Annotated in this window: 20 protein-coding genes; 5 read left to right on the top strand and 15 right to left on the bottom strand. The window is 61.1% G+C overall.

Annotation, left to right across the window (positions count from 1 at the left end; genetic code table 11):
* Positions 1–119: 119 nt before the first annotated feature.
* From KX729_RS05600 to KX729_RS05585, 4 genes are all read right to left on the bottom strand, one after another.
* A complete protein-coding gene (locus KX729_RS05600; RefSeq protein WP_219741456.1) occupies positions 120–2,021 on the bottom strand; it encodes a potassium transporter Kup in 1,902 nt (633 codons plus the stop codon).
* A gap of 13 nt (positions 2,022–2,034) precedes the next feature.
* Positions 2,035–3,006 carry a magnesium transporter CorA family protein gene (locus KX729_RS05595; protein WP_376775923.1) on the bottom strand — a complete coding sequence of 324 codons (972 nt, stop codon included), beginning with the start codon at positions 3,004–3,006 and terminating at the stop codon, positions 2,035–2,037.
* A gap of 311 nt (positions 3,007–3,317) precedes the next feature.
* The gene (gene apbC, locus KX729_RS05590) at positions 3,318–4,502 is read right to left on the bottom strand and encodes an iron-sulfur cluster carrier protein ApbC (RefSeq protein ID WP_219741455.1); all 1,185 of its coding nucleotides are present in this window, start codon (positions 4,500–4,502) and stop codon (positions 3,318–3,320) included.
* A 381-nt stretch (positions 4,503–4,883) separates the two neighbouring features.
* Entirely contained in the window at positions 4,884–5,615 is a 732-nt protein-coding gene (locus tag KX729_RS05585) for a LuxR family transcriptional regulator (protein ID WP_219741454.1), read from the bottom strand.
* A gap of 396 nt (positions 5,616–6,011) precedes the next feature.
* Between KX729_RS05585 and KX729_RS05580 the strand changes: the two genes are divergently transcribed.
* Complete coding sequence (locus KX729_RS05580) at positions 6,012–6,893, top strand: SMP-30/gluconolactonase/LRE family protein (RefSeq protein ID WP_219741453.1); 882 nt, start codon at positions 6,012–6,014, stop codon at positions 6,891–6,893.
* Positions 6,894–7,108: 215 nt separating this feature from the next.
* Entirely contained in the window at positions 7,109–7,714 is a 606-nt protein-coding gene (locus KX729_RS05575; RefSeq protein ID WP_219741452.1) for a PRC-barrel domain-containing protein, read from the top strand.
* Between the two features lie 91 nt (positions 7,715–7,805).
* Here KX729_RS05575 and KX729_RS05570 read toward each other — a convergent pair whose 3' ends face one another.
* The 3 genes from KX729_RS05570 to KX729_RS05560 form a co-directional block, all read right to left on the bottom strand.
* Entirely contained in the window at positions 7,806–9,854 is a 2,049-nt protein-coding gene (locus tag KX729_RS05570) for an NADH:flavin oxidoreductase (RefSeq protein WP_219741451.1), read from the bottom strand.
* A gap of 115 nt (positions 9,855–9,969) precedes the next feature.
* Positions 9,970–11,325 (bottom strand): putative bifunctional diguanylate cyclase/phosphodiesterase, encoded by a 1,356-nt coding sequence (locus tag KX729_RS05565; RefSeq protein ID WP_219741450.1) that lies wholly within the window; start codon positions 11,323–11,325, stop codon positions 9,970–9,972.
* Positions 11,326–11,425: 100 nt separating this feature from the next.
* The gene (locus KX729_RS05560) at positions 11,426–13,096 is read right to left on the bottom strand and encodes a response regulator (RefSeq protein WP_219741449.1); all 1,671 of its coding nucleotides are present in this window, start codon (positions 13,094–13,096) and stop codon (positions 11,426–11,428) included.
* Between the two features lie 447 nt (positions 13,097–13,543).
* Between KX729_RS05560 and mutL the strand changes: the two genes are divergently transcribed.
* Both mutL and KX729_RS05550 read left to right on the top strand, forming a co-directional pair.
* Positions 13,544–15,385 carry a DNA mismatch repair endonuclease MutL gene (gene mutL / locus KX729_RS05555; RefSeq protein ID WP_219741448.1) on the top strand — a complete coding sequence of 614 codons (1,842 nt, stop codon included), beginning with the start codon at positions 13,544–13,546 and terminating at the stop codon, positions 15,383–15,385.
* A gap of 65 nt (positions 15,386–15,450) precedes the next feature.
* The gene (locus tag KX729_RS05550; protein ID WP_219741447.1) at positions 15,451–15,684 is read left to right on the top strand and encodes a DUF2093 domain-containing protein; all 234 of its coding nucleotides are present in this window, start codon (positions 15,451–15,453) and stop codon (positions 15,682–15,684) included.
* 65 nt (positions 15,685–15,749) lie between these two features.
* Here KX729_RS05550 and KX729_RS05545 read toward each other — a convergent pair whose 3' ends face one another.
* From KX729_RS05545 to KX729_RS05515, 7 genes are all read right to left on the bottom strand, one after another.
* The gene (locus KX729_RS05545) at positions 15,750–16,943 is read right to left on the bottom strand and encodes a hypothetical protein (protein WP_219741446.1); all 1,194 of its coding nucleotides are present in this window, start codon (positions 16,941–16,943) and stop codon (positions 15,750–15,752) included.
* A 104-nt stretch (positions 16,944–17,047) separates the two neighbouring features.
* Positions 17,048–18,094: a tetraacyldisaccharide 4'-kinase gene (gene lpxK, locus KX729_RS05540; RefSeq protein ID WP_219741445.1), complete on the bottom strand. Its 1,047-nt coding sequence runs from the start codon at positions 18,092–18,094 to the stop codon at positions 17,048–17,050.
* Positions 18,095–18,164: 70 nt separating this feature from the next.
* The gene (locus tag KX729_RS05535) at positions 18,165–18,896 is read right to left on the bottom strand and encodes an HAD family hydrolase (protein ID WP_219741444.1); all 732 of its coding nucleotides are present in this window, start codon (positions 18,894–18,896) and stop codon (positions 18,165–18,167) included.
* On the bottom strand, positions 18,893–20,218 hold the full coding sequence (gene waaA, locus KX729_RS05530; RefSeq protein ID WP_219741443.1) for a lipid IV(A) 3-deoxy-D-manno-octulosonic acid transferase: 1,326 nt from the start codon (positions 20,216–20,218) through the stop codon (positions 18,893–18,895). The genes KX729_RS05535 and waaA overlap by 4 nt, the downstream gene beginning before the upstream one ends.
* A gap of 218 nt (positions 20,219–20,436) precedes the next feature.
* The gene (locus KX729_RS05525; RefSeq protein WP_219741442.1) at positions 20,437–20,679 is read right to left on the bottom strand and encodes a DUF4170 domain-containing protein; all 243 of its coding nucleotides are present in this window, start codon (positions 20,677–20,679) and stop codon (positions 20,437–20,439) included.
* 60 nt (positions 20,680–20,739) lie between these two features.
* Complete coding sequence (locus KX729_RS05520) at positions 20,740–21,537, bottom strand: 3'(2'),5'-bisphosphate nucleotidase CysQ (RefSeq protein WP_219741441.1); 798 nt, start codon at positions 21,535–21,537, stop codon at positions 20,740–20,742.
* A 5-nt stretch (positions 21,538–21,542) separates the two neighbouring features.
* The gene (locus KX729_RS05515; RefSeq protein ID WP_219741440.1) at positions 21,543–22,889 is read right to left on the bottom strand and encodes a TldD/PmbA family protein; all 1,347 of its coding nucleotides are present in this window, start codon (positions 22,887–22,889) and stop codon (positions 21,543–21,545) included.
* Between the two features lie 111 nt (positions 22,890–23,000).
* On the opposite strand from KX729_RS05515, the gene KX729_RS05510 reads away from it, so the two are divergent.
* Positions 23,001–24,803: a monovalent cation:proton antiporter-2 (CPA2) family protein gene (locus tag KX729_RS05510; RefSeq protein ID WP_219741439.1), complete on the top strand. Its 1,803-nt coding sequence runs from the start codon at positions 23,001–23,003 to the stop codon at positions 24,801–24,803.
* Between the two features lie 7 nt (positions 24,804–24,810).
* Here the strand turns inward: KX729_RS05510 and KX729_RS05505 are convergent, their stop codons facing one another.
* Complete coding sequence (locus KX729_RS05505) at positions 24,811–25,419, bottom strand: TetR/AcrR family transcriptional regulator (protein ID WP_219741438.1); 609 nt, start codon at positions 25,417–25,419, stop codon at positions 24,811–24,813.
* Positions 25,420–25,477 lie beyond the last annotated feature (58 nt).

The following is a 25,477-nucleotide window of genomic DNA, read 5'->3' as shown; positions in this document are numbered from 1 at the left end:
GTGAAAATCTCTCATTAACCTTGATGAGCGGTTAACGCTCACATGAGAAAGGCCTGGAACACAGGCTTTATCAGCAGTTTCACATAAATGTCAGCATCCCGTGTGGCCCGTCGGCCACCTCAGATGATGACATGCGAGCCGAGTTCCACGACGCGGTTGGCCGGCAGATGGAAGTAATCGGAAGGGTCGGTCGCCGTATTCGCCATGGCGATGAACAGGCGATCCTGCCACATGGGCATGCCCGAAGCCGCATCCGGCACCAGTTTGCGACGGCCGAGATAGAATGAGGTCGACATGATGTCGAATTTGAAGCCGGTCTTTCTCAGATAGGCGAGCGCCTGGGAGACATTGTGCGACTGCATGAAGCCGAAACGCAGTTCGACCAGGGTGAAACGGTCGGAGAGCTTTTCGATCCTGTAACGCTCTTCAAGCGAAACGCGCGGCTTGCTGACGGTAATGATCGTCAGGATGACGTTCTTTTCGTGCAGAACGTGATTGTGCTTGATGTTGTGGAGAAGTGCTGCCGGCGCGGTTTCCGGGTCGCTGGTCAGGAAGATCGCGACACCTGGGACGGAAACCGGCGCGTGGTCGCTCTTCTTTTCCACCATCGGAATGAAGGTCGCGAGCGGCACGTCGATGCGGCGGGTCTTTTCGAAGAGAATGCCCGTGCCGCGGCGCCAGGTCAGCATAGTGATGGTGAAAACGATCGCCAGCATGACCGGCACCCAGCCGCCGTCATGGATTTTCAGAAGGTTGGCGCCGAGGAAAACCAGTTCGAGTGCCAGCAGCGGCGCCAATGCGCCGATGGCCAGCCCCTGCGGCCATTTCCATTTTACGCGCACGAATTCGAAGGCCATCAGCGTGGTGACGACCATCGCGCCAGTCACCGAGATGCCATAAGCGGTGGCGAGCGCATCCGAACTTTCGAAGCCGAGGACCAGGGCGATGACGCCGACCAGCAGCAGCGTGTTGACCGAAGGCAGGAAGATCTGCCCGGTATTGGTCTCGGAGGTAAACAGGATCTGCATGCGCGGCAGATAACCGAGATGGATCGCCTGACGCACCAGCGAGAAGGCGCCGGTAATGACGGCCTGGCTGGCGATGATGGTCGCGGCAGTCGCCAGAATGACAACCGGCAGCAGCGCCCATTCTGGAAACATCAGGTAGAACGGGTTTTCCATGGCTTCCGGATGCTTCAGCACCAGAGCGCCCTGCCCAAGATAGTTCAGCGTCAGCGCCGGGAAAACAAGCACGAACCACGCCCACTGAATGGGGCGACGGCCGAAGTGGCCAAGATCGGCATAGAGTGCTTCGGCACCGGTGACGGTCAGGAAGACCGCACCCAGAACGACAATGCCGGTAAAACTCTCGTTCAGCATGAACTCGATGGCGTGCCACGGGTTGAAAGCGGCGAGAATGCTGTAGTCGTCGGAGATATGGGCGATACCGCCCGCCCCCATGACGAAGAACCAGACAGCGGTGATCGGGCCGAAGAAGCGCGCGACGAGACCGGTACCCTTCGACTGGATGGCGAAAAGCGCGACCAGGATGACCACCGAAACCGGCAGGACGGCGCGTTCCAGGCTCGGTGCCACGAGCTTCAGGCCTTCGACCGCCGACATGACTGATAGAGCCGGCGTGATCATCGCATCGCCCAGAAAGAGTGCTGCGCCGATCAGGCCGAGCAGCATCAGGAATGCGCGATGGCCGTTGCCGCCCTTGGTCAACAGGGCGAGCAGCGACAGCGTGCCACCTTCGCCGTCGTTATCGGCGCGCAGCAGGAACAGCACGTATTTGAAGGTGACGATGATCGTCAGCGTCCAGATCATCAGCGAGATGAGGCCGATGACCTCGAGCTGGGTGACGCCGTCATGGGCGATCGGCTTCAGCGCTTCGCGGAATGCATAAAGCGGGCTGGTGCCGATATCGCCGTAAACGACGCCGATGGAGCCGAGCGCGAGCGCGAAGAGGCCTTGGACCTTGGTCTTTTCGGCAGCGTGATGTTCAGCGGGGTGACCCATGGGGTGTCTGGCGTCAGAGCCAGCCTTTCCAGCGGAAAACGAAGAAGGGAACGATCGCGGATGTAACCATTCCGATGATCGCAAGGGGATATCCGAAGTGCCAATCCAACTCCGGCATGAAGTGAAAGTTCATGCCGGAGATGGAGGCGACAAGTGTTGGCGGCAGGAAGACCACGGAGGCGATCGAGAAGATCTTGATGATGGCGTTCTGCTCGACACTGATCAGGCCGAGCGAAGCATCCAGCAGGAAGGCGATATTGCCGGCGACGAAGCCTGCATGTTCCGAAAGCGTTTCCACGTCATGGGCGATCGTAGCGCAGAGGCTGCCATCCGACTTTTCCTTGTGGATGAGCGGCACGTTCATCAGGAAGGTCAGGAGGCGGGACAGCGAGCCGAGGCTGTCGCGTACCTTGGCGACCAGCCGGTGATATTCGGCGATCTTGGCAAGCTTGCTTTCCAGATAAAGCGGGGGGCGGCGCCTGCCACGCTCGCGGAAGATATCGGTGGACAGCGCGTCGATATGATCGACCGTGTGCTCGATGATCTCGGCTGTGCGGTCGGCGATCGTCTCCAGCAGCCGTGCCAGAAGCGTCGTGCCGTCACGGCTTCCTTCCGGAATGCGGCCGAGGGCTGCGATGAACAGCTGGAAGCTTTTCGGATCGGCATAACGGACGGTGACCAGCCGGTTGCCGGTCAAGATGAAGGCGACATCGGTCAGTTGCGGATCGCTGCCGTCGGCGCGCCAGACCAGAGAGGCGGTCATGAACACCGAATCCTTCTCGATATAGAGACGGCTCGACGGTTCGATATCCTTCAGGTCGTCGCGGGTCGGCACCTGGATGCCGAGCAGGCCTTCCATATAACGATCTTCTTCGATCGTCGGTTCGACGAGATCAATCCAGACGATATCGTCGGAAAGCTCGCGCTGCGCCTCAGCCGGCGCAAGCGTCTTCATCGAGCCATTGGCGCAATAGGCATTGATCAATCGTGATCTCCGGCCGAGAAATATCGGCCTAAATTGAAAAGCGGGCTTGCTGGTTCCAATCGGTCGGAACCACCAGCAAGGCTCCGGCGGGACGCGCCTATAAAGAGTGCCATAGTCAAAATCAAGTGGTGCCTTTATCTCGCTCGTGGCGCTGCACCATGGACCTTGCGAGGGAGATGTTCAAGACCTCTCGCTCGGCAGACCGATTCGCGACCCAGATCAAAGGCTTGGCGAATTTACCGGCCAGCGGTGCCCGCGACGGAAGTCGAAGACCCGCAGAACCAGTCTTTTTATAGCGGCCTCGATAATTCCTATTCGAAGACGATCGCCGGGGCCTCGCGCGGGGTGCGCCCGCCGAGTTCCGCCCAGACCTTGGCGGCAATGTCGCGATAGATTTTCGCCGAAGCGCCATCCGGATCGGAGGCGACGACAGGCGTGCCGGCGTCGGAACGCTCGCGGATGTCGATCGTCAGCGGCACTTCGCCGAGGAATGGTACGCCGATGCGTTCAGCCTCGCCGCGGGCGCCGCCGTGGCCGAAGATGTCGTAACGCTTGCCGGTGTCGGGCGCGAGGAAATAGCTCATGTTCTCGATGATGCCGAGCAGCGGCACCTCGACCTTGCGGAACATCGCGATCCCCTTGCGGGCATCAAGCAGCGCCAGATCCTGCGGGGTGGAGACGATGACGGCGCCGGCGAGCGGCACCTGCTGCGCCATGGTGAGCTGCACGTCGCCGGTGCCTGGTGGCATGTCGACGACGAGAACGTCGAGATCGCCCCAGGCGACTTCGCGCAGCATCTGCAGCAGCGCCGACTGGACCATCGGGCCACGCCAGATCATCGCTGTTTCCTCATCGACGAGGAAACCCATCGACATGGCTTTGAGGCCATAATTCTCCATCGGCTTGATGAAGCGGTTCTCGATCTGCTGCGGCCGACCGGTGATCTTCATCAGTCGCGGCACGGAGGGGCCGTAGATATCGGCATCGAGCAGGCCGACCTTCAGGCCGTTTGCCTGAAGACCAAGCGCCAGATTGACGGCGGTGGTCGATTTGCCGACGCCACCCTTGCCGGACGCGACGGCGATGATGGCGCCGACGCCCGGCACGCCGGATTTCGCGCGCGGTTGTTGCTGGCCGGCGGCAGGAGCGTGAGAGTGTGAATGGGAGTGACCGTGGTGATCATGCCCATGAGAATGTCCCTGCGCAGCAGCCGGCTGCGGACGCGGTGCAGGAGCGGAGCCGGCCTTGCGGTCGGCCGTCAGGGTGACGAGCGCGCCCTTGACGCCGGGCATGGCCTTGACCGTGCGCTCGGCGGCGACGCGTAGCGGCTCCAGCTCCTGCGCCCTGTCTGCCGGGACGGTGATCGAGAAATAGACCTTGCTGTCGGAAATGAAGACGTCGGAGACCATGTTGCGCGAAACGATGTCGCCCTCGAGGTCAGGCCCGCGCACCTTTGCGAGCACTGCCAGAACGTCCTGCTTCGTCACGTCGGCCATAATCCCAAAACTCCCGATTTCGATTTGGCCACACAGGTTGGCGGCGCCTGGCGATATATAGGAGTTCGCACTCGGCCTGAGCAAGGCGCCAGAACACCGCAGAAAAGAAAACCGCCGCCCGATCGGCTGCCATATGGCGCACTGATCGAGACGGCGGCTTTTCTTGTCACGCCTCTTGGGGCGCTTGCAGTCCCCTCTGGACCTGTTCCTACAGAAGCATGATTTATGCCAGACGGGAAGATGCTTCCTTTGTTGAGGCTTTTCAACCACTTCGGTCGTGATTTCTCGCTGCAACGCAGCAAAGCCTTAATTGGCGGCATTTCCGGTGGCGATTAAGACGCAAGCGGCGATGATTTTATGTGCAACGCAGCACAGATTTTACTATTTGATCAAGCCGACGCGCAGCGCTTTTGCCACCGCCTGGGTGCGGTTGACGGTATCCAGCTTCTTGGCGGCGCGGTTCAGATAGTGATTCACCGTGTGTTCGGAGAGGCCGAGAATATCGGCGATCTCGGCACTGGTCTTGCCGGCGGCGGTCCAGTTCAAACAGTCGATCTCGCGGTCGGTCAGCGTGTCGGTCGGCCTGACGTCGAGATTGCGGATTTCCGCCAGCCGCTCGAAGACGTGAACCGCGACATACATCAGTTCCATCATCTGCTGAGGGTTGAAGGTCACCTGATCGCCGGCGAAGGAAACCGCACCCCGGTTGCCGGTCATGTCATGCACCGGGAAGTAGGCGCCGCGGACGATGCCGAACCGGCCGAAAATGCCGCGAACCAGCGGGCCGCGGCGATCGGCACTGACGTTTTCCAGATCGACGGTGAAAGGCAGGGTGGAATTGCGCAGCCGGCGAATGACCGGACTGGTGTGCATCAGCCCTTCGCGGTCGAAATGCGCCATCATCTCGGCAGGCCAGTTGGTGATGACGCTGTTGCTGGAAAGATCCAGCGACGTCGCTGCCGGCAAAGTCATCACCAAAAAGACGCGGCAACCATATTGCTCGGTTATGCGCTTCATGAAGCGAAAGACGTCAAACTGCGTCTTTAAGCCAGCGATCTCCTCGACATTTCCATCAAAGTTGCGGTGGTCGGCGGCTCTCTCGATATTTGACATCACGTGTTTCTTTGCTCGCTTGCCAGATTCGAGCGCTCACTGGCCTTTGCAACACAGCTAGAGAGCCGGCCCCGGGCGGCAAAAGCCTCCCGCGACCAGCCGAAAAGAATCTCCGCCTCACCGCCCGTATCTGAGCATATATCCGAAAAATCATCCCGCAAGGAGTGTTTACCTATCTCAACATCTATCTTGAATTTTAGAATTATCTCAAATTCTTGACTATTATCAATTTCAATATGCGGCAACCTGCCAGATTGTTGTCGCACGCTTTGCGATTCGTTGTCAGTGGATAATTGTTGGGGATCAAATCAATTAGGGATGCAGTTTGGCAACACGCCGGATGGTGCTAGTGATTTCAAAACCGACATATCCCGACATATCGAATGGAGATATCGCATGCCGACCACCTATGAATTCGAAGGTTCCGTCCTCTCCTCGTCCTATTGCGAATTGGGGGAAGGTCCGTCCTTCGAAGCGGAAACCTCGACGCTGTGGTGGTTCGACATTCTGGGCAAGGCCTTGCATGAACTCCATCTCCCGACCGGCCGCGAGATCGTCCATCGCCTGCCCTTCATGGGCAGCGTCGTGGCGGCGATCGATGCAGAGCGCCAGCTGATCGCCAGCGACAAGGGCCTCTTCATCCGCAATCGCGCCAACAACGAGCTGACACCCTATGTCGAACTCGAGGCGGATAAACCCGGCAATCGCTCCAATGACGGGCGTGTTCACCCGTCGGGCAGCCTGTGGATCGGCACGATGGGCAAAAAGGCCGAGGACGGCGCCGGCGCCATCTATCACGTGCGGCAGGGTGTCGTGACGAAGCTTTTCGATCGTATCAGCATTCCGAACTCGATCTGCTTCTCGCCCGACGGAGCGACCGGCTATTATGTCGATACTCGCGTCAACCTGATGATGCGGGTACCGCTCGATCCGGAAACGGGGCTTCCCAATGGTGAGGCCAAGGTATTCGTTGACGAGAACGGCAAGCCGGGCGGCATAGATGGATCGATCTGCGCCGCGGACGGCACGATCTGGAACGCCCGCTGGGGCGCCGGCGCGGTCGACCACTATTCGAAGGAAGGCGTGCACCTGGCGCGCTACAATATTCCGGCTCGCCGCACCACCTGCCCGGCCGTTATCGGCGAAGGCAGAATGGCGGTCACCTCGTCATGGGAAGGGCTGGATGAAGCGGCGCGCAAGGCCGATCCGCAAGCTGGAGGCCTGTTCGAGATCGCGGTACCGGTGATTGCAGAACCAGAACCGGCTTACATTCTTTAACCCGCGCAAAAAGACATTGATCCGCGCAAAAAGACATTCCGAACATCTGAAATAACAAAAGGTTCCGGCAAAATCGCCTAAAATTTCGGCAATTTTTGCCGGAACCAAAGGCCTATCCTTGACATTCTCCTCTCGAACCGGCGCGACAACCGCAGGCCGAAAGCCCGGAAAAGTCGCGCGTTCGATAAAGACTTGAGCAGAGGAAGGTTAGGATTATGAAGAAGACTCTTAGCACGATGGTAGCAGCCGTTCTCCTGGCATCCACCGCCATGGCACCGGCATTCGCCCAGACCCAGCCCGCCGCCCCGGCATCCCCGGCTCCGGCAGCCCCGATGGCACCGGCCGATCCGGCAGCTAAGCCGGCCGATAGCGCCGCGAAGCCCGCTCCGGCTACCGGCAACGATATGGCAGCCGCTTCCGGCTCATATCTGACCGAACAGGAAGAAACCCAGATCAGCGCCAACGATTATATCGGCAAGGGCGTCTACAATTCCGATAACAAGAGCATCGGTGACGTCAACGACCTGATCTTCGAAGAAAAGGGCGGTATCGTCGCAGCCGTGATCGGCGTCGGCGGCTTCCTCGGCATCGGCGAAAAGAGCGTCGCAGTGCCGATGGACAAGATCACTGTCGGCCGTGAAAACAACGAGGTCAAGCTGACCACAACCGAAACTGCCGAGGCGCTTCAGGCTGCCCCGGAATTCAAGACGCTTGCAGACAAGCAGGCCGAGACCGACCGGACGACTACGTCTTCGACCTCGACCCCTGCTGCGGGCGGCGCCACTACCCCGTCGACGGCTCCGGCAGCTCCGAGCAAGTAGGCGCTCGGGCCTGAACGGCCTGGAACGGGTGACACGCCGTCACCTCAAGAAAGAGCGGCACCGCGCGTGCCGCTCTTTTTGTTTGTGCTCGCTACAGAAGCGAACAATAACGCAGCGCATCATAGATGGCCGCGTGCACATTGCGGCCGGCGACCGCGTCGCCGATGCGGATCAGATCGAATTTCGCATCCGGCTGCGTCTCCGGTAAGGGCGGCTTTCGGTTGATCAAGGCGTTGTAATCCACCGCGCCGAGGTTTCGCGACAGGGGTTTCAGTTCCACATAGAGATCGGCATTGGCGATGGTGCCATGTTCCACCACGACCTGTGCGACCCGGCGCTCTTGGCTGGCACTCTCCGAATAGTCCGAACCGAGCACGGCCACGAGACCGTTGCCATCCCGGCGCACCGATTTGAGCCGCGTGTTGATGGTGACCTTCACGTTCTTTTCCGCAAAGGTTTTCGCATAGGGCACATGGTTCATGCCGCCCATTTCCGGGGCGAAGAAGCGTTCCGGAGAAACGACCTCCAGCTCTGTTCCGCCATTGGCGATCAGCTCGGCCGTGCTCATCCCGGCATGGCCACCATTGTCGTCGAAGAGAAGCACAGGGCCTGCGGGACGCACGGCACCGGCCAGAATGTCCCAGCTCGATGTCAGCAACTCGGCGCCGCTTTCGATCTCCGGAAACTGCGCCACGCCGCCGGTTGCGATCACCACAAGATCGGGATCGAGAACCGTGACGTCCGCCACATCGGCATAGGTATCGTAGCGGATCTCGACACCGAGACGCTCCAGTTCGGCAAGCCGCCAGTCGACAATGCCGATCATCTCCTTGCGGCGCGGATTGCGGACGAGAAGGTTGATCTGCCCGCCCGCCTCTCCCATCGCCTCAAGCACCGTCACCCGGTGGCCGCGCTCGGCAAGCACACGTGCCGCTTCAAGCCCGGCAGGACCGGCGCCGACGACAACGGCCGTTCGAGACGTATCCGCCTTGACGATGTCGTGCGGCATTTCCCCCTCGCGGCCGGTCGCCGCATTGTGAATACAGAGCGCCTCCCCGCCTTCATAGATGCGGTCGAGGCAATAGGTAGCGCCGACGCAGGGGCGGATGCGATGTTCTTCGCCGGCCAGAATCTTGCGGCCGATATGCGGGTCGGCAATATGCGCCCGCGTCATGCCGACCATATCCAGCCGGCCGGCAGCGATCGCGTGCCGCGCGGTTGCCACGTCGGCGATCCGGGCGGCGTGGAAGACCGGAAACTTCGTCGCTTCGCGCACTTCGCCAGCGAAATCCAGATGCGGAGCAGAGCGCATGCCCTGGATCGGGATGACGCCGGTCAGTGCGGCGTCGCTATCGATATGGCCGCGGATGATGTTGAGAAAGTCGATATTGCCGGAACCGGTCAGACGGCGGGCGATCTCGACGCCCTCTTCGCGAGAAAGCCCCTTTTCCCAATCCTCGTCCGCCGCCATGCGGATGCCGACGATGAAGTCTGGGCCGACAGCTTTGCGCACTGCATCGATCACCAGACTGGAAAACCGCATGCGGTTTTCCAGCGATCCGCCGAATTCGTCCTCGCGGCGGTTGGTGGCCGGCGACCAGAACTGATCCATGAAATGCCCGTAGGCCTCGAACTCGATCCCGTCCAAGCCGGCAGCCTGCATGCGCTGGGCGGCCGCGGCATAGTCGCCGACGATGCGCTCGATGTCCCAGTCTTCCGCTTCTTTCGGAAAGGCGCGATGGGCCTGTTCGCGAACCGGAGATGGCGCCAAGACCGGCAGCCAGTGGCCCCTGCTCCAACCGGAAGTCCTGCGCCCGAGATGGGTGAGCTGGATCATCACCGCCGCGCCATGCTCATGACAGTCGTCGGCCAGCCGTTTCAGCCAGGGCACGATCTCGTCCTTATAGGCCGACAGGTTGCCGAAGGCGGGCGGGCTGTCCATGGAGACGATGGCAGAGCCTGCCGTCATGGTCAGTGCGATGCCGCCCTTGGCCTTTTCCAAGTGGTAGAGGCGATAACGATCCTTCGGCATGCCGTCTTCGGAATAGGCCGGCTCGTGGGCGGTCGACATCAACCGGTTTCGCAGCGTCAGGTGCTTGAGTTGAAACGGCTGCAGGAGGGGATCGTTGGTAAGCGGCATCGGCGTCCCGGTCTGTTGGCGTGCGGCAAGACGTCATCATCGCGCAGCCGGGCAGACGTTGCGAGCACCATCAGCGGCGTCGAACGGCGTGCGGGCGTCGTTTTTGGGAATGCTATCAGGGACGGTCGATCGTCACGAAGTCGCGATAGTGATCATGCAGGTAACGGAGTGTGACGTTACCGTCGGCGGGCCTGCCGTAATAATAGCCCTGCCCCATGCCGCAGCCGAGTCCGTTGAGCTTTTCGGCATCCTCGGGCGTCTCGATGCCTTCGGCGACGACTTCGAGGTCGAGGCCCTGGCACATGGCGATGATCGCTTTGACGATATGTTCCGAAGCCCGGTCGGTGGTGATGCGGGACACAAAGGCGCGGTCGATCTTGACCTTGTCGAAGGTGAAGTCGCGAAGACGGCCAAGGCTCGACTGGCCGGTGCCGAAGTCGTCGAGTGAAATCCGCACGCCAGCCTGGCGCAGATCGGTGATGATGCGCTGGGCTGTGTCGGCGGACGTCATCACCGCCGTTTCGGTGATTTCCAGCTCAAGCCGGTAGGGATCGAGCCCGACGCGGCCGAGCGTTGCAAGAATTGTTTCGGTCGTGCCGGGGTCCATCAGCTGCGCGGAAGACAGGTTAAATGACAGAAAAAGATCGCGCGGCCAGGAGAGCGCAGCCTCCGCCGCCTTTCGCAGTAACGTTTCAGAAAGCGCGTCAATAAAACCGCGCTCTTCCGCAAGAGGCACGAAAACGGCGGGTGAAACGAAGCCGAGATCGGCATCGATCCAGCGGGCCAGCGCTTCGAAACCGACGACACTGCCGTCGCTGATGCGCACGATCGGCTGGAAATGCACATCCACCGCATCGGCAATGATCGCATTGCGCAGTGCCTGTTCGAGCTGCGTTGCGCGCTTCATCTCCTGAGCGATCTCACGGGAATAAACGGTGATCTGCCCGCGCCCGCGGCGCTTGGAACGGTAGAGCGCGGTTTCCGCGCTCTTCAGCAGTTCCTCGAAATCTTCACCGGCGAACGGATAGATGGCAAAACCGAACGAGGCGGACAGACGCACGTTGCGGTCGCCGAGATCGTAAGGGGCCGACAGAACGTCCTTGATCATCTGGCCGATCCGCTCGGCGCCTGTGCGCTCGAAGATCAGCGGCAGGATGAAGGCGAATTCGTCGCCGTCATGACGGGTGACGGTCGCGCCGTCCGGAATGCAGGCTTTCAGACGATGGGCGACCTGGCAGAGGATTTCGTCGCCGGCAACCGAACCGAACAGATCGTTGATCGGCTTGAAACCGTCAAGATTGGCAATGCAGATGGTGAAGGGAGCCGGGTCCTGGGCGCGCTCCGCCGCCAGCAGGCGCACTTTGTCGCGCATGCGGTAACGGTTTCCGAGCCCGGTCAGGGGATCGCTATAAGCCATTGCCTGCAGCTCATTCTGGCTGACCTGCGGCAATAGGTTTCCCGCCGACTTCATGAGTAATCCCGTTGCACTCTCGAACTGGCGCAACGATGGGGCAAAAAGATTAAAAAATCATGGCCCGAGCTTAACTTAGATGAACAGATTGATTAATCGCTTAAGCATACGCCTGTCTCGGCAGCTTGCCGATATAGGTATTGAATACGGCTTCAAGAGCCTCGGGGCTGATCGGCTTCAGGATGACGTCGTTCATGCCCGATGCGAAACAATCGTCACGGTCACGATCGAAAGCCTGGGCGAGGACACCGATGATCGGGATGGTGTTGTCGACCGTTTCCATGGCGCGAATACGGGCGCTCGCTTCGAAGCCGGTGAGCTTCGGCAGCGTGACGTCCATCAGGATCAGCTTCGGCGAACGTTCCTGCCATAACTTCACCGCCTGCTCGCCATCGGTGGCGATCGCGTAACGGTAACCGAACCCTTCGAGGATCTGCGAAAAGACGATCTGGTTGACCTCGTTGTCTTCCGCCACGAGGATATCGATCGCATTGGCATCCGTCTCTGCTCCGGAGGTGATCTGCCAATCGTCATCGGCACCGGCCTCCGCGACCGGAATGTCGACCGTCTCCGTCAGGCTTTTCGAAACGAGTGCCGCAAGGTCTTTCTTGGCGCTTCGGCAATCGAGCGTGCAGGTGCGGATGTGATTGCGGCGGGCAAGTTCGACATAACGATCGTCGAGCGCGGCATCGACGACGACGAGATCGATCGATATTCCCGCCTCACCCGCGAGCTGCACGAAGAGGGTCATTTCCTCGAGGCTCGACACGGTGGATGAATCCACCTGCAGGCCCCGGAAGACCCGTGACGCATCCGACTGGATCTGCTGGTCGGCGGAAACCAGCAACACCTTGCGACCCGAAACATCGGATTGCGGCGCGACAGGCACCGGACGTTCCCGATGAGTGAGTTTCGACCGGTTCAGGCTGCCAGCACTGATGCGCGGCGTGACTTCGCTGCCGTCTTCGTCGATCTCGACGAGATTGGTGATGTCCACCATGGCGCTGACGATGTAATAGCGGCCGGGTTTGCCGATGCGGAATTTATGGGCGAGGCTGACGACCTGCGAGCCGTCCGGACGGGTGATCAGCTCCCGCAGTTGCGCGGGTTCGCCCAGCTCCAGGATCTGCCGGTTGATCCGGTCCAGACGCTCGTCGACTTCCGGCGGATAGACGTCGGACCCCTTGCGCCCGAGGATCGCCTCGGTCGGCAGGTCGAGGAAATTGGCGGCAAGCTTGTTGGCCGCGACGAAAACCATCCGGCTGTCCCTGACCGTGATGGCATAGGGAAGATTATCGAGCACTTCCTCGGTGATCTGGACGCGTTCCATGTCGGCGCGCCACTGTTCCTCGCGCTTCTTGTGGTCGGAAACGTCCTTGATGACGCAGACGCCGTAACCGGACGAGAGACGACGTTTGGTGAAATTGAGCCAGCGGTCGGTGCCGCGCTTTTCGATCGTGTCGGCACGCTCCTTCCAGAGGGTGGCGATACGGTCGGCGATCCAGTCCTCGCGGCCCAGTATGCGCCTCGGACCGGACACGTCCGCTGCAAATCGGCCGCCGCTATCGTAAACCGCGCCGAGGAAATCCCTCAGCCGCGTGCCGGGCGCCAGAAAATTCTTGGGAACCGGCAGAAGAGTGACCAGCTGCTGGCTCGCGAAAACGATCAGATCATTCTTGTCATAGACAAGCAAGCCACCCGAAACACCATCGGAAATGACTTCGAGCATGGCTGTCTGAATGTTCGGGTCCGCCGACGCCAAATCATTCATAGGATGAAACTCCCCGTATGCTTTTCCGGTCCCGGATGTTTCTCCGGTCCGCAATGCCGATTGGTCGCCTCGCGGCGCAAATCCTTCTAGTTTCGGTCGTCTCGGCTTGGAAACATGCTGGCTGCAAGTCCTTCAACGGGTGTCAGGTCTCGTCACGGCGGTGCCCAGCTGGCCGCCATCCTGATCACTCGCGGAAAGCTGGCGCTTTCCCGGGTTCATCCACAATCAATTGGTTTAAACTAGAACGTTTGTCTTAAGAGCCTCTTAATGAACAGCCGTGCAGGCGCGGAATAAGCCCCTCAAATCGTTTGAATCGGGACTCTCCAGACGCGCCTGCAAAAGATTTTCAGGCTCCGCGTCTGTATTCCGGTTCATTTTTCCAACGACCTTTCCACAGGCGCCCGCAAACGCCTTTCCAAGTGCGGCCGAATCCGCGAAAATGGCGGCATGCCAGTCAAACAATTGCCAGAGACGCTCATCAACCAGATCGCTGCCGGCGAGGTGATCGAGCGGCCCGCGAGTGCGGCCAAGGAATTGATCGAAAACGCGATCGATGCCGGCGCAACGCGCATCGAAATCGCCACGGCCGGCGGCGGCAAGAGCCTGATCCGCATTACCGATAACGGCGCCGGCATGGATGCCAACGACCTCGATCTTGCCGTTCGCCGGCATTGCACCTCGAAGATTTCGGAGACGCTCGACGATATCCGCACCCTCGGCTTCCGCGGCGAGGCGCTGCCTTCGATCGGCTCGGTCGCCAAGCTCACCATTACCAGCCGCCGCAACGGCGATGCCGGCGGCTCGCAGGTGGCGGTCATGGGCGGGAAGACGGCGGGCGTCAAGCCGGCACCAGCCAACACGGGCACGGTGGTCGAAGTGCGCGATATCTTCTTCGCCACCCCTGCCCGCCTCAAATTCCTCAAGACGGAGAGGGCGGAAGCCGGCGCCATCACCGAAGTCGTCAAGCGTATGGCGATCGCCTTCCCGAATATCCGTTTCGTACTGTCCGGCACCGACCGCTCGACGCTGGAATTCCCGGCGACCGGAGAAGACCATCTGGCCCGCATGGCGCAGGTTCTCGGCGACGATTTCCGCGACAATGCGATCGAGATCGATGCGGCCCGCGAAGACGTGGAGCTGAAGGGCTTTGTCGGCGTGCCGAGTTTCCATCGCGGCAACTCGGCGCATCAATATGCCTTCGTCAACGGCCGCCCGGTGCAGGACAAGCTGATCCTCTCGGCCATCCGCGGCGCCTATGCCGAGCAGATGCCGGCCGGGCGTTATCCGGTGGCAGTGCTTTCCATCACGCTCGATCCGGCACTGGTCGACGTCAACGTGCATCCGGCCAAATCGGACGTGCGCTTCCGCGATCCGGGCCTCGTGCGCGGGCTGATCGTCGGTGCGATCCGCGAGGCGCTGCATCGCGAAGGCGACCGGGCGGCGACCACCGGCGCATCCGGCATGATGCGCGCCTTTCGTCCCGGTTTCGCAGGTGGCTTTGCGGGCGGCGCTCCCATGCCATCCGCGCCACGCACTTCCTGGGCCGCCACGACTTCGCCATCTCGCCCGCTTTATCCGCAGCCAGCCCACGATTTTGCCGAGCAGCTGCAGACTGGCTTCGATGCGTTGACCATGCCCACGGCGCGGGCCGATGCCACAATCTCGGAACCGTTCCGGTCATCCGTCGCTGCGGCGGACGAACCGTCGCGCTACCGCTTGGGCGCTGCCCGCGCCCAGGTGCATGAGAATTATATCGTCGCGCAGACGGAAAACGGCCTCGTCATCGTCGACCAGCATGCCGCCCATGAAAGGCTGGTGTTCGAGGCGATGCGCAAGGCGCTCGACGACAAGCGGCTGACGAGCCAGGTGCTGCTGATTCCCGAGATCATCGACCTGCCGGAAGAGGATTGCGACCGGCTGGTGGCGCATGCGTCCGAACTCGACCGGCTCGGGCTTGTCGTCGAACGTTTCGGCCCCGGCGCGGTCGCGGTGCGCGAGACACCCGCTATGCTGGGCGAAGTGGATGCCACCTCTCTCGTCCGCGACCTCGCCGACGAAATCGCCGAATGGAACACGGCCGGCGGGTTGCGCAGCAAGCTGGAATATGTCGCCGCCACCATGGCCTGCCACGGCTCGGTGCGCTCCGGCCGGCGGCTGAAGCCCGAGGAAATGAACGCGCTCTTGCGCGAAATGGAAGCGACGCCCGGCTCCGGAACCTGCAATCACGGCCGCCCGACCTATATCGAACTCAAGCTTTCAGACATCGAGCGGTTGTTCGGGCGAAGCTGAAAACTCTGGTATTTCAGGGCCACGCGGTGTAGAGCAAAATCATGTTTTTCCGCAGGAGACGACAGATGAACCGGTTCGAAGGCAGCGGCTTCCGCGAGGCGAAGATCCGCTACCTCGACGGCGACTATCAGATCCTCAGCGCGGGCTCCTACGTTCTCTGCGCGCTCAGCGGCGCGCAAATCCCGATCGACGAGTTGCGCTACTGGAGCGTCGCGCGGCAGGAACCTTATGTGGATTGTGCGGCTTCGCTGGAGGCGGAGAAGCGGGCGGGTATGCTGCCGAACCAGGAGCGTGGGTGAGTTTCCGGTTGCTTTTCACCTTATGCCATTCTGATCATGGCGATACAGGATCGCCACGTTATTGGCTAAAGTTGTCGAACGATCAGGCTGCCCTTGAACTGATCGACCACGACATCGCCGTTGGGTGAACCAACCGTGAATTTAACCGTGATGGAATCCTGTCCCCCCGGGAATTCGATTGTCACGGTCCCATCTTCGTTCCGGCGGAAGGTCGCGTCGGTTTCCGCAACACCGGTACCGTCGGAATTGAAGCGCCGGATTTCCAGCGGCTTGTTCGTCTCGACAATGTCATGTCCGTCACCCTCGCTGAAATAGACCGAGTTCCTGTCAGACCAGGTGCTTTCGAGGATTAGGTGGTCATCGCCCGCCCCACCCTCGACATGACCCAGAGCCGTGGTGTTAATACGAATAATATCATTGCCTTCGCCGCCATAGATGCCTGATACGCTTCGTTCGGTATCCACGACGATCGTGTCGTCGCCCTCGCCTCCATAGAGGCCATATGCACTTTGAGCCCTTACAGTAATGGTGTCGTTGCCACTACCGCCATTAAGACCTGAAGCATTCTGTGCATCCACCGTGATGGCATCGCTCCCTTCATCACCGTAGATGCCGGACACGGACTCACCGGCGTCGATGACAATGGAATCCTCGCCTCCGCCTCCGAACACTCTCCCGACATTGCTAGAGCTCGTCAGCGTAACCGTGTCGTCTCCGTCGCCACCGTCTACATTGTCGATCCCATGCAAGCCGGCGCCGATCTTGGACGTGACGGTACTGGAGATCTTGATGTCATCGTTTCCGGCATCACCGTCAATCCGGGTAACGCTGCCGTGGCTCGATATGGAAATCACGTCGTCTCCCGCCCCTGCTTCGACCCGGTCGACGGAGCTGAGCAGCCACTCACCCGAGAGGTCATACCGCCCTGACGTTTTTATGGCGATCGAGTCATTTCCTTCGCTCGAAGACACCAGATCAACGCTACCTGCCGTCACTGAAATAGTGTCATTGCCGGCGCCGGTTGTCGCACCGGCCTGTGCCTCACCTGCGGAGACGGAAACATCGGCATCGCCGAGGGCGTCGATCAGTATCCTGATGACTTGCGCATTTGCAGCCTCCAGAACCGGGTCGCTGGAGAGGCCGATCAATCCGCTGAGCGACGAGGGCTTCTGATGACCCACCTCATCCGGCTTGGTCGTCAGGATCCTGAGCGCATATTCCCTGCTCAGCTGCTCGCTGCCGATTTTCATATCCGTCATTTCCGCCTCCATGGTGCATTATCCGCCTCTCGAAGAGGACTTCGAATGCAACCCTGAATATATGGCGGGACTTACCTCGAACTGGAGGAATGACAGGAGCGCGGCTAGACCTTCTTCGCATTCGCCTCGCGTATCCGCCGTTCGCGGAAATTAGCGATTGCCGTATCGATGATATTCACCGGCCCGTGGGGGTCGTCGAAAGTCATATCAACGTCCACCACACTCGTTTTCTTGGCGAGCTCTTCCATCCTCCCATGATGGCCGGCGAGACGGACTGCGTCCTTGGCTGTCGTAACGAGGACCAGACCCTTCTTTTCCGCATCGTCCAACAGGTCGGCGATTTCGTCCTCGGTGAAATAATGGTGGTCGGGAAAATCGCGGGTTTCGGTCACGAGGCCGCCGACCTCCTTGACCGTGCGGTAGAACTTATTTGGATCAGCGATGCCGGCGAAGGCGAGGACCTGTTTGCCGGCGATGGCGCGGTTTTCGCGGGGCTTCAGAGAGGCAACATGGATCTGCTTGCCGGCGCGGGCCGCTTGGCGGACAAGCTGGTCGGCGGCAGAGCCGTTGCCGACCTTGAGAATGGCAGAAAGCTGGTGCATCTGCTCGGAGATCGGCGCGCGCACCGGGCCGCTGGGCACGAGATGTCCGTTGCCGATGCCGCGGAAGGTGTCGATAACGACCAGCGCGAAATCGAGCGTCAGCCGGGCGCTCTGGAAACCGTCATCCATGATGATCAGGTCGACGCCTTCCTCGACCAGCTTCAGCGCCCCGTCCACCCGCGTGCGCGAGATCACCGTCAGGGTTTCGCGGCAGAGCAGCAGCGCCTCATCACCGACGGCTTCGGCGCGATGGTGTTCCGGATCGACGATCGTCGTAACGTCGATCGTGCCGCCGTAGCCGCGGGTCAGGAAGCCGGGTTTCAAACCCTTCTCCTTTGCGGCGCGGGCTATCGCGATCGCCGTCGGGGTCTTGCCGGCGCCGCCGACGGTGAAGTTGCCGACGCAGATCACCGGAACCGGCACGCTGGCACGCCTGGTACGCGCCATGCGGCGCCCGGCGATCCGGCCATAGAGGAAGGAGAACGGCCAGAGCCCCCAGGCCTGCCAGCCCGCTTTCGTCCACCAGAATGGCGGTGCTTCCGATACCATGTCCGATCCGTCCCCAAAGAGTCCGCGAAGAAGATGGGAATTTTTCCGAAAAGACAAGTCCGGAAGGGACTTAGGCCCCGACGGTGGCTTGCGGCAGGAGGGTTTCGAGCCCGGTGATATCGTCGATGCAGATATCGGAGGCGGCCGACAGCGTTTCCGGCGAACCGGTGCCGGTCAGGACCGCCACCTTGAGGCCGACGCCGGCATTGGCGCCCATATGCATGTCGTGATTGTTGTCACCGACCATCGCCACCTGTGTCGGTTCCAGCCCGGTGGCGCGGCAGAAGCCGAGTACCATGCCGGCGGTCGGCTTGACGCCGTGGCCGCTGTCGTAACCGGCGATGAAATCGAGATGTTCGAGGAAACCGAAGCGGATCGCGGTCTGGCGGATCGCGGCTTCGTTGTCGCTGGAAGCGACGCCGAGTTTCAGGCCGCGCGCCTTCAGCCGGGAAAAAAAGACCGCAAGATCGGTCACCGGCACGGAATAGTCGGCCGAGCGGATGAAGAGTTCGTCGAGCAGCCGGGTGAGGTCGGCGACATCCAGCGGAGAGCCAGCCGACACGAAACCGGCCGCGATTTCCGCCGCATTGCCCGCGGCAAGCAGGCTGTCCGCTCGAGTATGACCAGAAACCGGGTCCATGCCGCCGGAAAACAGAAGCTGCGGTTCAAGCTCGGCATTGCCGGCGGCGGCGATGCGGGCTGCCTCGCGGTTTACCGGCCCCCAGCTTTCGTCATAACGCAAAAGCGTCCCGTCCTTGTCGAACAGGATGCCGGCAATCTTTTCGAGTATCTCGGAATTCATCGGCTCGCCGCTGCTGTGGCCTTCGGCTGAAGCCGGGCACTGACCGTCAGCGGATTGATATAGGGTTCCAACGCCTTGACGGTTTTCGCCAGAGCGCCACGCATCTCTTCCATTGCGTCATGGCCGGAATCGACCATCTTGATCCGGGCGAGATCGTTGATCAGCAGGTAATGCACCGCCTTGGCGAGCATTTCCACATCCTTGACGATGCGGGCGCCGCCCTTGCGGACGAGATGCTGGTAGGCGTCGCGGAAATTCTGCACATGCGGGCCAGAGAGAACCGCGCAGCCGAGCATGGCCGGTTCCAGCGGGTTCTGGCCGCCTTCGTTCGCCAGCGACTTGCCGACAAAGGCGACTTCGGTCAATCGCAGGTAAAGGCCCATCTCGCCGATGGAATCGCCGAGGAAAACATCCGTCTCGGCGGAGATCACATCATTGCGGGACCGGCGTGCGACTTTCAGCCCTTCGCCCTTCAGCATTTCCTCGATCGCATCGGCGCGGTCCGGGTGGCGCGGCACGAGGATCGTCAACTGGCTATTCTTCGGCTTCAACGTGCGATGCACGGTGGCCGCCAGCTTTTCCTCACCCTCGAAGGTGGAGATCGCCGCCCAGGTGGGGCGGTTGCCGATCTGCTTGCGATAGACGCCGAGCACTGTTTCGTCGCAGGGCGGCGGATCGGTATCGCTCTTCAGATTGCCCGATACGATGACCGGCCAGGCGCCGAGATCGCGGAAACGCTCGGCATCCATGTCCGACTGTGCGACGACCAGCGACATCTTTTCGAACAGCGTTTCGGCGACCGAGCTGTAATTGTGCCAGCGCTCGAAAGAGCGGTCGGAAATGCGGGCGTTGACGCGGATCTGCGGAATGTGGCGGCGGGCAAGCTCGGCCACGGTGGTCGGCCAGATTTCCGATTCCGCGGTGATGCAGGCATCCGGCTTCCAGTAGGACAGGAAACGCTTGATCGGAAACTTCAGGTCGAGCGGCACGTATTGATGGATGACCTCATCCGCCAGCCGCGACTGAACGAGACCGGCCGACGTGACCGTACCGGTCGTCAGGAGAATATGGATTTCGCGGCGGAGAAGCTCGCGGATCATCGGAAGAATGGCGATCGTCTCACCGACGCTTGCCGCATGCACCCAGACAAGCGGCCCGCGCGGACGGGCAAGACTTGCATAACCGAGGCGTTCCAGACGGCGCGAGCGGTCTTCCTTGCCCTTCATCGCACGATAGCTGAGATAGGGACCGACGAGCGGATAAAGCATCACACCCGCCATGCGGTAGCCGAGCAAGGCCATGCGCGCCAAACCGCTGCTCATCGCCGATGTCCTCGATCCATCATGGCTGCCGTCAATGTGATAGCCTCTCCTATTGAGTATCCGTAGCCGAGTTTTTTGTGTTTTACAAATGCGTCAAAAAAGGGTCCCTGGGGCTCAAGCCAACGCACGGGACCGGGCATTCACGATCACATTTTACGAGCCAAGGCTTGCCTCAAACCGACCCTGTCGTCGCCCCGGGGCCGACCCTCGATCCGCTCTCAGGCGGATGCGGTTTCCGGGTCCAGCAGGCGGTGCATATGGACGATGAAATAGCGCATCTCGGCGTTGTCGACCGTCTGCTGCGCCTTGCCGCGCCAGGCAATCAGAGCGCTGGCGTAGTCGGGATAGATGCCGACGATATCCAGTTTGGAAAGGTCCTTGAACTCGACGCCCTTGAGGCTCTTGAGTTCGCCGCCGAAGACCAGATGCAGGAGTTGTTTCTTTTCGCCCGTGTCAGTCATTTTATCAATCCGTCCGTTCAATCTCCCCCGCCCCTCCTGTGCTGCATTCTCCAAAAAAGGTCAACCCGATGATGGGTGGAGAAGCTGGGGCAAAAGACTGTCGAGCGCATGGCCGGCACCGGCGACGAGCATTTCATGGCTGACGCCGGGCCGGTTATAGGTCAGCCGATTACCGTCGAGGCCGGTAAGCCGTCCGCCTGCCCGCTCCAGGATCAGATCGGCGGCAGCGAGATCCCAGTCATGCGAATTGCGCCGCACGATCGTGCCATCGATCCGCCCGTCCGCGACCATGGCCAGCCGATAGGCAAGCGAAGGAATGTAACGCGCTCGTTGGATGTCCTGCTGCAGGGCCGGATCGAACTTCTTCAGCAGCGTTTCATCGACCGCGACCGTGAGCTGGCTACCGGACCGGCCGGACGTGACCTCAATCGGCGCCCCGTTCTTCAACGCCGGCCCGCCAGCATAGGCGGTGAACTCCTCCTCCAGCGCCGGGGCCGCCAGCACGCCCGCGACCGGCGAGCCGCGATGCACCACGGCGACAGAAACGCACCAGGTCTTTTCGCCATTGATGAAAGCGCGCGTGCCGTCGATCGGATCGACGACGAACAACGTTTCGACCGAAAGCCGGGCCGCGTCGTCATCGGTCTCCTCCGACAGCCAGCCATAGTTCGGCCGGGCTTTCAGAAGCACGCTCTGCAGCCGGTCATTGGCAGCGAAATCAGCGGCGCTGACGGGTGAACGGCCCTCGTTCTTCCACCAGACTTCCGGCGAGCGGCCGAAAAAGTCATATGCGATTTCTGCCGCCTGACGCGCGGCGTCGCGGATGAGTTCGAGATCGTCCTTCCAGTCGGCTGTCATCGGGATCACCGCCCCGCCAGCGTCATGCCCTCGATGGCCAAGGTCGGGGAAGCGACACCGTATTTGCGGTCGATATCGTTTGCCGGCGTGACCCGCATGAACATGTCCTTGAGGTTCGACGCGATCGTCACCTCCGAGACTGGGAAGGCGATCTCGCCGTTCTCGATCCAGAAGCCGGTAGCGCCGCGGCTGTATTCGCCGGTCAGCATGTTGACGCCCTGACCGATCAGCTCGGTGATATAGAAGCCGTTACCGATCGACTTGATCAGGTCTTCCGGAGAAATATCCCCCGGCTCCAGCGCCAGATTGGTGGAAGCCGGAGACACTGACGTGCCGCCACGAACGCCGCGGCCGTTGGTTTGAAGGCCGAGTTCGCGGGCGGTCGAGGTGGAGAGGAACCAGTGTTTCAGCACGCCGTCCTCGATCATCACCATGCGCTCGCCGATCACGCCTTCGCCATCGAACGGACGCGAGGAGGAGCCGCGCACGACGACCGGGTCGTCGGTGATGTTCAATCCGGCCTTCAGCACCTGCTGGCCCATCTTGTCGCGCAGGAAGCTGGTCTTGCGGGCAACGGAGGCGCCGTTGATCGCACCGGCAATCGTGCCGACGAAACCGCGGGCGATGCGTGGATCGAAGACAACGGTGATGTTGGAGCCGGTATCGACCTGGCGCGGGTTGACGCGCTTGACGGTGCGCTCACCGGCGCGGAGGCCGATCAGTTTCGGATCATCGAGTTCGGCCGCGTAAAGGCGACTGTCGAAATCGTAGTCGCGCTCCATCTTGGTGCCTTCGCCAGCGATGACGCTGACGGAACGGCCGAAACGGCTGGCCATATAGCTGCCGGAAAAACCGTGCGAGGTGACGAGAACGAGGCCGCCCATGCCAGCGGAGGCGCCGGCGCCGGAAGAGTTGGAAACGCCCTTCACATCAAGCGCCGCCTGTTCCATCTCAAGTGCCGCCTCGCGCATGGCGTCGGTCGGCATTTCGGTCGGGTCGTAGAGCTGCAGATCGGGATAGGACTTTGCCAAATCCTTCTCGTCGGCGAGGCAGGCGAACGGATCTTCCGGCGAAACCTTGGCCATGGCGACAGCACGCTCGGCAAGCGTCTTCATGTCGAAGCCCGGATTGGCGGAAACGCTGGCCACCTGCCTGCCGACGAAGACGCGTAGCGAGAAGTCGTCGCTTTCGGACGCCTCAGTGCCCTCGACCTTGCCGAGGCGGACGCTGACGGAACGGGAGCGGGAACGCACCACAACCGCATCCGCCTGGTCCGCACCTGCGGCCTTGGCTAGATCGATCAATTCGCTGGCACGGGAAAGCAGGGAGGCGGAATCGATTTCGGATGTCATGATTGCAAGCCTTTCATTCCCGTCCCATTTATTGTGCACTGTCATAAGCATCAAGGGCGCGTCTCCGATTCTTGAGAGAACCGGCCTAATTCCATTTTTGAAAGTACAAGCATGACCGCTCCGGGTTCGCTCTTTTCGCAAATGCTGCTGCTGCTCGCCGGCGCCGTGGTGGCTGCACCCGTGTTCCGCAAGCTCGGGCTCGGCACGGTTCTCGGTTATCTGGCGGCCGGCGTGGTCATCGGCCCGATCATGCAGCAGATCATTGAGACCGAGGAAGTGCTGCATTTCGCGGAATTCGGCGTCGTCTTCCTGCTTTTCATCATCGGGCTGGAGTTGAAGCCTTCGCGCCTCTGGCAGATGCGTGGCGACGTATTCGGGCTCGGGCCGGCACAGGTCGTGGTCACAGGTCTTTCGCTGACGGCTCTCGCCTTTTTCGCCGAGCTTGCCGACTGGCGCGGCAGCCTGATCATCGGCTTCGGTCTGGCGCTGTCCTCGACGGCGTTCGCCTTGCAGATCCTCAATGACGATGGCGAGATGAACAGCCGACACGGGCAGCGGGCATTTTCCGTGCTGCTGTTCCAGGATCTCGCCATCGTTCCGCTTCTGGCGCTGATCACCATCCTGGCGCCCGGCACGGAGGAAACGGCCGCCAGCCCGCTTCGCGATTTCGCCATCGCCGTCGGCGCTGTGGGCGCCATGGTGATCGCCGGCAAATATCTGCTGACGCCGATGTTTCAGATCATCGCTCGCACCGGCGCCCGCGAGGTGATGATCGCAGCGGCCCTGCTCGTCGTGCTCGGATCGGCCGCAGCCATGCAGGCGGTCGGGCTTTCGATGGCGATGGGGGCTTTCCTCTCCGGCGTGATGCTGGCGGAATCCTCCTATCGCCATGAGCTGGAAGCGGATATCGAACCTTTCCGCGGCCTGCTGCTGGCGCTGTTCTTCATGGCGGTCGGCCTGTCGCTGGAAATCCATGTCATTCTCGACAACCTGTTCTTCATCCTGCCGGCCGTGCCGGTGTTCATGGCGGTGAAGGCACTCGTGGTCTACGCCCTTTCGCGAGCCTGGGGCTCGACCCATAACGATGCCGTGCGGATCGCCTTCCTATTGCCGCAGGGCGGCGAATTCGGCTTCGTGCTGTTTACCACCGCGACCGCGGCGGGGCTTTTTTCCTCCGCTACCGCTTCGCTGCTGATCGCAGCAGTAACTCTGTCGATGGCGCTGACACCTTTCGGGGCCGCGCTGGCCAAACGCCTGCTGCAAAAGGAAACGCGAGAAGAGCTGGAAGAGGATTTTGCCGGCGCCGGTGCAGACGTGCTGATGATCGGCTTTTCGCGTTTCGGCCAGATCGCCGCGCAGATCCTGCTGGCCGGCGGCCGCGAGGTGACCGTCATCGACGATTCCGCCGACCGCATCCGGCAGGCGGCGAATTTCGGTTTCCGCATCTATTTCGGTGACGGCACCCGCCGCGACGTGTTGACCTCATCGGGTATCGAGCGCGCCAAGATCGTCGTCGTCGCCACCCAGAAGAAGGAAACCACCGACCATATCGTCGATCTGATCCGCTCGGAATTTCCCGATGTCCGGCTGTTCGTGCGCTCCTACGACCGCATCCATTCGCTGTCGCTGCGTGACCGCAATGTCGAATACGAGCTGCGAGAGACGCTGGAATCCGGCTTGCTGTTCGGCCGCCGGACGCTCGAAGCGCTCGGAATGAGCGAGGCGGCAGCGGAAGAAATCGGCGACGACATCCGCCAGCGTGACGAGGAGCGGCTGCAGATCCAGGCTGTTCAGGGTCTCGGCGCCGGGCGCGAAAAACTGTTCAACAGCCCGGTCCGGCCGGAGCCGCTGATCAAGCCGAAACGGGCCATGGCGATGGAAGCGCAGGAGGTGGAGCCGGCCACCAACGGTTAGGCAGGCTTTATCTGAGCGCCATGGCCTTGATCATTTCGACAAGCTCGGCCTTTGCTTCGTCCGCACCAATGTCACCCTTTGCGGCGGCATTGGAAAGCGCCTCGGCCGCACCGACCATGGCCCAGAGGCCTGCCGGTCTGACCCCGGCCGGCCCGGCATGTGGGAGGAGAAGTCCGCGGCATTTTTCCATGAACATTCCCTGAGCATCCCGCATCATCTTCTCCAGCTCGGGAGAGCCCGCCAGTGCCGCTATGACGCCGGGTATCTCGCGGCCCTGCGCCAGGACGCAATTGACATAGGTCGAGGCGATGATCGATGCGACATTGTCGAGCGTATGCTCCGCTGTCGCAATCGCCTCGTCCATGGCTTCCGTCTGGCGGGCATCGTGTTCGAGATAAAGCGCTGAGAGAAGACCCGGTCGCGTCGAGAAATGATCGTAGACGACTGGTTTGGCGACGCCGGCCTTTTCCGCAAGGCGGCCGAGCGTCAATGCGTCCGACCCTTCGTCCCTAACGATACACCAAGCCACATCCATAAGCTGACGGAACCGATCCTGCCGGGTCAGCCGGCGGCGGGTGCCGACAGGATTGTCTATTTTCATTTCGCTGCTTGACATCGCTATATACCAAAAGTAACTTACTAAAAGTATATAAGCTTCACACCCAAATCGCAAC

The organism is Neorhizobium populisoli (assembly GCF_019430945.1).
GTDB classification, from domain to species: Bacteria; Pseudomonadota; Alphaproteobacteria; order Rhizobiales; family Rhizobiaceae; genus Neorhizobium; species Neorhizobium populisoli.
This window is presented reverse-complemented; position numbering and strand designations above follow the sequence as displayed.

Excerpts from the sequence above, each read along its gene's own strand:
- KX729_RS05550 (WP_219741447.1), top strand. The coding sequence starts at position 15,451 with ATGAACCGGTTCGAAGGCAGCGGCTTCCGCGAGGCGAAGATCCGCTAC.
- KX729_RS05545 (WP_219741446.1), bottom strand. The coding sequence starts at position 16,943 with ATGACGGATATGAAAATCGGCAGCGAGCAGCTGAGCAGGGAATATGCG.
- lpxK (WP_219741445.1), bottom strand. The coding sequence starts at position 18,094 with ATGGTATCGGAAGCACCGCCATTCTGGTGGACGAAAGCGGGCTGGCAG.
- apbC (WP_219741455.1), bottom strand. The coding sequence starts at position 4,502 with ATGGCCGACGTGACGAAGCAGGACGTTCTGGCAGTGCTCGCAAAGGTG.
- KX729_RS05600 (WP_219741456.1), bottom strand. The coding sequence starts at position 2,021 with ATGGGTCACCCCGCTGAACATCACGCTGCCGAAAAGACCAAGGTCCAA.
- KX729_RS05535 (WP_219741444.1), bottom strand. The coding sequence starts at position 18,896 with ATGAATTCCGAGATACTCGAAAAGATTGCCGGCATCCTGTTCGACAAG.
- KX729_RS05565 (WP_219741450.1), bottom strand. The coding sequence starts at position 11,325 with ATGAAGTCGGCGGGAAACCTATTGCCGCAGGTCAGCCAGAATGAGCTG.
- KX729_RS05570 (WP_219741451.1), bottom strand. The coding sequence starts at position 9,854 with ATGCCGCTTACCAACGATCCCCTCCTGCAGCCGTTTCAACTCAAGCAC.
- KX729_RS05510 (WP_219741439.1), top strand. The coding sequence starts at position 23,001 with ATGACCGCTCCGGGTTCGCTCTTTTCGCAAATGCTGCTGCTGCTCGCC.
- mutL (WP_219741448.1), top strand. The coding sequence starts at position 13,544 with ATGCCAGTCAAACAATTGCCAGAGACGCTCATCAACCAGATCGCTGCC.
- KX729_RS05585 (WP_219741454.1), bottom strand. The coding sequence starts at position 5,615 with ATGTCAAATATCGAGAGAGCCGCCGACCACCGCAACTTTGATGGAAAT.
- KX729_RS05580 (WP_219741453.1), top strand. The coding sequence starts at position 6,012 with ATGCCGACCACCTATGAATTCGAAGGTTCCGTCCTCTCCTCGTCCTAT.
- KX729_RS05505 (WP_219741438.1), bottom strand. The coding sequence starts at position 25,419 with ATGTCAAGCAGCGAAATGAAAATAGACAATCCTGTCGGCACCCGCCGC.
- KX729_RS05515 (WP_219741440.1), bottom strand. The coding sequence starts at position 22,889 with ATGACATCCGAAATCGATTCCGCCTCCCTGCTTTCCCGTGCCAGCGAA.
- KX729_RS05525 (WP_219741442.1), bottom strand. The coding sequence starts at position 20,679 with ATGACTGACACGGGCGAAAAGAAACAACTCCTGCATCTGGTCTTCGGC.
- KX729_RS05575 (WP_219741452.1), top strand. The coding sequence starts at position 7,109 with ATGAAGAAGACTCTTAGCACGATGGTAGCAGCCGTTCTCCTGGCATCC.
- waaA (WP_219741443.1), bottom strand. The coding sequence starts at position 20,218 with ATGAGCAGCGGTTTGGCGCGCATGGCCTTGCTCGGCTACCGCATGGCG.
- KX729_RS05520 (WP_219741441.1), bottom strand. The coding sequence starts at position 21,537 with ATGACAGCCGACTGGAAGGACGATCTCGAACTCATCCGCGACGCCGCG.
- KX729_RS05560 (WP_219741449.1), bottom strand. The coding sequence starts at position 13,096 with ATGAATGATTTGGCGTCGGCGGACCCGAACATTCAGACAGCCATGCTC.